We start from the raw sequence: 6,470 nt of genomic DNA, 5'->3' as shown, positions 1-6,470 counted from the left end.
AGCCCGCCCACAGGGGCACGACGGGACCCACGTCCCCGCCCGCACACCGCCCCCGCCGTCACCACGAGCTCGCCCGTCACCACCACGCACGGGGCCGGTGCACGGCCTAGCCGCGCAGCCCTCACCAACCGCCAGGCAAGCGGGCCGTACGTGGGCCGTCGGCCCCACCTACGGCCCACCCACACAAGCAGCTCAGCACCCCATACACACGCCCGAACAGCCCCAGGAACGACCTACTCACCTACACACACGCCCTCAGCAGCCCACCCCCCAGACAGACCACAGCCGACCTCATCCAGTCCCACGTTCCACTCACCTCAGCAGCCCAGCGCCTATCAACCCCAAACCAGTACGGACCTCTGGCATCTTCGATCCGCCTGGGGACAAACGCTGTCCCCCCGCACCCCCGACCAGCACCGCGTGATCGGTGCTCACGACGCATGTAGAAGGCATGAACGGGACCACCAAGATTCGGGCCTGCCCATCCTGCGACGAGGTCTTCCAGGGCGTGTCCACGTACTGCTCTGTCCGGTGCCGTGAGCGCGAGAAGAAGCGTCGGGCTCGCGCACGTGCGCGGGTCGCAGCCAGCGCAGCTCCGACGCCCACGGCGGCCCAGAGCGGACCTCCGCTAACCTCGCTCGCTCAGCTCGTGCCTGCGCCGGACGTGACCTCCGTTCGGGCTGAGCGGCGAACTGCTCGCGAGCTAGCGCGCACTCAGGCCACGGCTTCCGAGCAGGCGCACACCATCGCTCTCCAGGCCGAGCAGATCGACGCGCTGAGCCAGGAGCTCGACGCCGCGCGCGCGATCGCGCAGGGCGTTCACGAAGACGCCCGGTGGCTCGCCACCCAGGTGGCTCTCACCTACCGGGTGAAGGGGTGGACCGGCTACACCGGCCAGGTCCGTGACGTGGTGGAGCGGTACGTCCGCACCGGCCACTGACCACCACCCACCACCCACCACCCGCCACCCGTCACGAGGTCACCATGAGCCACCACCAGCCGCCCGCCACCGCCACCCCTGACGGCGGCGCATGGATGCAGGGACCGACCGACCTGATCGACCTGATCGGCGCACCTGACCGCGCAGACGTCGAGACCGTCAACCTGTTCGCTGGTCCTGGCGGCTGGGAGGAGGGCGCACGCATCCTCGGCCTGGACCTCAATATCGAGGGCATCGAGATCTCCGCCGACGCCTGCGCCACAGCGCGTACTGCCGGTCACCGCCGCCGCAACGTCGACGTGCGCCACGTCCACCCGAATGAGTACCCCAACGCCACCGGGCTCATCGTGAGCCCACCGTGCCCGTCCTTCTCCGTCGCCGGCACCCACAGCGACCGCGACGGACGAGACAAGCAGTTGGTCCGTGACATCTGGACCGGCATCGGATGGGGGATCGACCCTCTCGACGCGCTCGAAGACGTCCAGCACATCAAGGACCCCCGCACAGCCCTACTGACTGTCGCCGGCGTCTGGGCGATGACGATGCCGAACCTCGACTGGCTTGTCATGGAGGAAGTCCCCGTCGTCCACGAGGCGTTCATCGACCTCAGCGCTGAGCTGTCGAGCATGGGGTGGGAGTTCTTCAACGTCCACGACTTCGATGCCACAGAGTTCGGCGTCCCCTCCCACCGCAAGCGCACCTTCCTCGTCGGCAATCGGGTACGTCCCGGCTACGGCGTCGAGGGCGCATCCCGGGCCACGGGGCCCACCATGGCCCAGGCCCTGCGCTGGCCCGAGGGGCACACGATGGTCACCCGTGGCGACCGTGCAGCCGGTGGCGGCAACAAGTTCTCTGCCGACAGCGCCTCGTGGTGCCTGACCGGCAGAGCGCGGTCCTGGCAGCGGGACGACGGTCTGCGCCTGACCGCGGCGCAGGCCGGCTATCTGTCTGGCTTCCGCCCCGATTACCCGTGGACCGGCTCTCGGAGCTCGCAGTTCCAGCAGGCCGGTGACGTCGTATCGCCGCTGGTGGCCGCGACCGTCATCGGCGACGCCCTCCACGTTCCGGCGGCCGCCCACCTCGCGGCCGAGCGCACGCGCCTCTACGGCCCCTCAGATGCCTACGCCGCGCGCCTGACCCCCAAGCGTGCCGCCGTGCTTGGGCCCTACGCCTCCCTGTCCCTTGACCACGCCGCCCCTGGAGTCTCCGCATGAGCATGAACCTCACACGCCTGACCACGGGGTCCGGCGTCGACTACCTGCTCAGCACCGTTGCTGTCGGAGACGGACGCAACGCACCCCGTCAGGGCATGGCCGACTACTACGCGGCGACGGGCACCCCTCCCGGGCGCTGGTGGGGACGTGGCGCTCACGCCGCTGACTTGCACGACGAAGAGACGATCACCCGCGACGGTGCGGACGCGCTGTTCAAGCACTTCAAGCACCCCAACACCGGCGTCGAGCTCGGCAGTCGACCTCGCGGTAGCAGCAGCGGCGTGGCAGCCAGCGCCGTCGCGGGCTTCGACCTGACCTTCACCATCCCGAAGTCCGTCAGCGTCGTGTGGGCTGTAGCCGACGAAGAGACCCAGCGCGCAATCCTGGCCGCGCACGAGACTGCCGTCAGCCAGGCCCTCGAGTACGTCGAGGACGAGGTGCTCCAGACTCGTTCTGGGCGCAACGGAGTCGCATCTGTCGGGGTGCGCGGCATGATCGCCGGGCGATTCAACCACTGGGAATCGCGGGAGGGTGATCCCCACCTGCACACCCACGTCGTCGTCTCCAACCGCGTCCAACGCGCCTCTGACGGCAAGTGGCTCTCGGTGGACTCGCGCGGCCTGCACCGCTCTGCCGTGGCAGTCAGCGAGCTGCACCAGAACCTCTTGCTCGACGAGCTACATCGTTCCCTCGGGATGACGTTCGCAGAGCGGACCGACGTCCAGAGCAACGCTTCGGTACACGACGTCACCGGCGTTGACCCCACGCTCATCTCGACGTTCAGCGTCCGCGATCAGCAGATCAAGGCCGCCCAGAAGAAGGCCGTCGACGACTGGACAGCCAAGCACGGCAAGAAGCCGACCGGGCGCGAGCTCGCGCGAATCCACCAGGACGTCTGGCGAGCCACCCGCAAGGCCAAGGCCACAGACCCCGCCGCCCTTCCCGTACTACGCACGCGCTGGCGTCGACAGGCTGAGGCCGCAGGGGTCGACGTCGCCCAGGTGCTCGCAGCCACCGTCAACGTCGATCGCTCACCAGACGCCGACACCGCGGCCGCACACGACATCGACCTGGCCTCCGACTACGCAGCGCTCACCCTTCAAGGGTTCGCCGACCGCTATGCCGGTGCCGTCGTTGCTCAGATCCGCTCCATGCGCTCGACGTGGACCCTGGCGAACCTTCGCGCGGAGGCCGAACGCCTGACGCGCGGCGTGCGCTGCGCGAGCGCCGAGGACCGGCGCCGGCTCATCTCCACGGTCGTCCAGGCCGCTGCCGCCGCGAGCATCGAGGTCACCGAACGCCGGTACTCGCTGACCCCCGAGGCCGCCGCTGACGTCAGCCTCGCTCTGCGCGGCTCGTCGGTGTTCGACGACGACCACAACCGCACCTTCACCGATCAGTCCGTGCTCGACGCCGAGGCCCTTGTCCTCGCGGCCGCAGAGACCGACACCGGCCCAGCCCTCGCCCTGCCAGCCACGACCACCACCCTGGCGGCCCTGTCCGCCCAGCAGGAGAGCGAGCGCGGCTTCGGCTTCGCCGCCGACCAGCTCGCCGCGGCCGCGCAGGTGGTCACCGACGGTCACACCGTCTCGGCAATCGTCGGCCCCGCAGGGACCGGCAAGACCACCACCATGCGCGCCGTGCGCGCAGTGTGGGAAGCCACCTACGGCGAGGGGAGCGTCACCGGCCTGACCACCTCCGCCCAGGCCGCAGCGGTTCTGGGGGGCGAGCTCGACGCCGAGGCCAACACCGTCGCGAAGTGGCTACACGAGACCGTAGGCGACGGCGCACGCCAGCGCTCCGCAGCCCTCGCTGACCAGCAGGCGATCCTCACCTCGTCCACCACCGGGTACGTCCAGAAGGCTCGCGCACGTCGACGCACGGCCACCCTCCTGGCGCAGTCCGCCCGCTGGAAGATGCGCCCCGGGCAACTCGTCATCATCGACGAAGCGTCGATGACCGGCACGCACGCCCTGGCCGAAATCACCCGTCAGGCTCAGGAGGCAGGTGCCAAGGTGCTCCTCGTGGGAGACCCCGCGCAGCTCGACGCCGTGGAGGCCGGGGGAGTGCTCGGCTGGCTTGAGCGCTCGGGCAAGGCCACGCACCTTACGAGCGTATGGCGCTTCACCGCCGAGTGGGAGAAGGACGCCAGCCTCGCACTACGAGTCGGGAACCTCGACGTGCTCGACACGTACATCGCCCATGATCGTGTCCGGCACGGCGACGACGAGCAGATTCTCGAAGACGCCTTCACCGCAGCCCGCGCGGACCAGGCCGCAGGGCGCAGCACCATCCTCATCGCCGCGACCAACGCCGTCGCCGCTGACCTCAATCAGCGGTTCACCCTCGAACGACGTGCGGCGGGCGAGGTCCAAATCGACACCCTTGTGGACCTGCGCGGCGGCACCACTGCGGGCGTCGGCGAGCAGATTCTGGCGCGCAAGGTCGACCGCAGCCTGCGCGACGACAAGGGAGACTTCATCCGCAACGGCACGCAGATGACCGTCACGCGCATCGGGCGCGACCGCTCGCTCACGGCAACCCGCTCGGACACCGGAGCGACGGTCACCCTGCCCGCTGCATGGGTCGCCCAGCACGTCGAGCTCGGCTACGCGATCACCGCGCACCGCGCTCAGGGCACGACCGTCGACGTCGGCCACGTCGCGATCCCCTCGCAGAACGCGCTCACCCGAGAGCTGCTCTACGTCGCCATGACGCGCGGACGCGAGTCCAACGTCGCCTGGGTCGGACAGGAGAACTCCGGCGACAGCCACTCTCTGATCCACCCCGCCGAGGTCCCAACGTGGCGCGACACGCTCGAGGCAATCGCCACGCACACCAGCACAGAGCGCACCGCCCACGAGGTCGCCGCCCAGAGCCACGACGACCAGCACTCACTCTCCCGGCTGAGCGCCGAACGTGACCACCTGCTCTCCTTGAGCTTCGCCCTGACCGGGGCCACGCAGCGCGAGCGGATCACCACCTTGATCAGCGACAGCCTCGGCACGGACCTGGCCGAGCGCTTGCGCGGCTCCGACCGCTACAGCGCGCTCGCCTCCGAAGTCGCCCGCCTCAACGGCAGCGGCGTCGACGCCGCCGCCTTGCTCTCGACCATGGCAGCCACGCGCGAGCTCGCCTCAGCCGAGGACCCCGCGCGCGTCCTGCTCTACCGCCTCGAACGTCACAACGGAGGCGAGACGCACGCCGCGGGCCTCGATCCGGTCGCCGGTCGCATGACCCGCACCGGCCACGGCGGACTAGACGACCTCCTACGCCAGTCCACCGACCTCCTCGACGCCCGCGTCGAGGAACTGCGCTCCCGCGACTGGCGCGACGCGCCATGGGCGGCAGACCTGCCCATCGTGCACGGCGACCGCGCTTGGAACGACGCCCTAGCCGCCGTGGCCGTCTACCGCGACAGGTTCTCGTGGGACGGCGACACCCCGCTCGGTCCCGTGCCGGCAGAGATCGACCGCACCCGCCTCGCGGCCTGGTCCGACGCGCACCGTCGTCTCGCGGACGCCGCGCGCCCACCTGCGACGGACACCCCGACGCCCGTCCGGCAGAGCGTGGCAGGTGCCACGGTCGCCCCTCGCGTCGATCACAGCCCCGGCCTCGCCTGACAACGACTGCGCCCCCCAGGTCACGCGGGCCTGGGGGGCGCTCTCGTCGCGTCAGACGAACAGGGCGACGATCATGACGAGGAGCTGAGCAACCTGAATCAGATCAGGCACCCCTCCCCACGTCGGGTAGTCGTACGGTCTCTCGACCATGCGCGCTCCCTCCTGGTACGGAGGACGTTGCATGGCCCAGAACCGGGCCATAGAGTGTCTATACGCATGTAGTAGAATCAACTCTCCGCGCAAACGCCCTCGAAGCGAAGCGGAGCGGCAAAAGGGACTCGTTGGCGCGAGTCCCTTTCGCATTTCCGCAGGCAGGTGAACGGTTCGCCACTGCCTAAAGCCAGTCTGCCACGGCGAACGTCTCAAACCAGGTGCAAGTCGCGACGAACTCGCGCTCCTCCGCATGCCTAGAGCGGCCTTCATCCACCAACGAGCGGCACCGTGCGAGGCGGGCGTGCGGGTTTGAGTCGAGGTCATGGATCTTCCTTCCATCGCGTGAACGGCGTGACGACCCAGGTCGATCGCGGCCGCAGGCTGGATGCCCTACGGCGCACAGTGCCGACGCCCTCTCTCACGGCAGTGGCCTCGCATGTCCTTGACCTGCACAAACACAGGAGAGGCCCCTGCGCCGAAGCGCAGGGGCCTCCTGAAGTTCACGAACGGTTGGCAGGGAACACCCTCCGCGAGGACGTG

At 69.5% G+C, this 6,470-nt stretch carries 3 protein-coding genes; all 3 read left to right on the top strand.

Annotated features, from left to right (window positions below):
- The first annotated feature begins 649 nt into the window (after nucleotides 1–649).
- From HF995_RS13525 to mobF, 3 genes are read left to right on the top strand one after another with little or no spacing between them, the layout of a single operon-like run.
- Nucleotides 650–940, top strand: coding sequence for a hypothetical protein (locus HF995_RS13525; protein WP_168448350.1), 291 nt, complete (start codon nucleotides 650–652; stop codon nucleotides 938–940).
- A 44-nt stretch (nucleotides 941–984) separates the two neighbouring features.
- Nucleotides 985–2,154, top strand: coding sequence for a DNA cytosine methyltransferase (locus tag HF995_RS13520; RefSeq protein WP_168448349.1), 1,170 nt, complete (start codon nucleotides 985–987; stop codon nucleotides 2,152–2,154).
- Nucleotides 2,151–5,777 (top strand): MobF family relaxase, encoded by a 3,627-nt coding sequence (mobF, locus tag HF995_RS13515; RefSeq protein ID WP_168448348.1) that lies wholly within the window; start codon nucleotides 2,151–2,153, stop codon nucleotides 5,775–5,777. The genes HF995_RS13520 and mobF overlap by 4 nt, the downstream gene beginning before the upstream one ends.
- The last annotated feature ends 693 nt before the right edge of the window (nucleotides 5,778–6,470 follow it).

This window comes from Sanguibacter hominis ATCC BAA-789, from assembly GCF_012396185.1.
In the GTDB taxonomy this organism is placed as follows: Bacteria; Actinomycetota; Actinomycetes; order Actinomycetales; family Cellulomonadaceae; genus Flavimobilis; species Flavimobilis hominis.
Note: the sequence above shows the minus strand (reverse complement) of the source record. Positions and strands in the feature narration are given on the sequence as shown.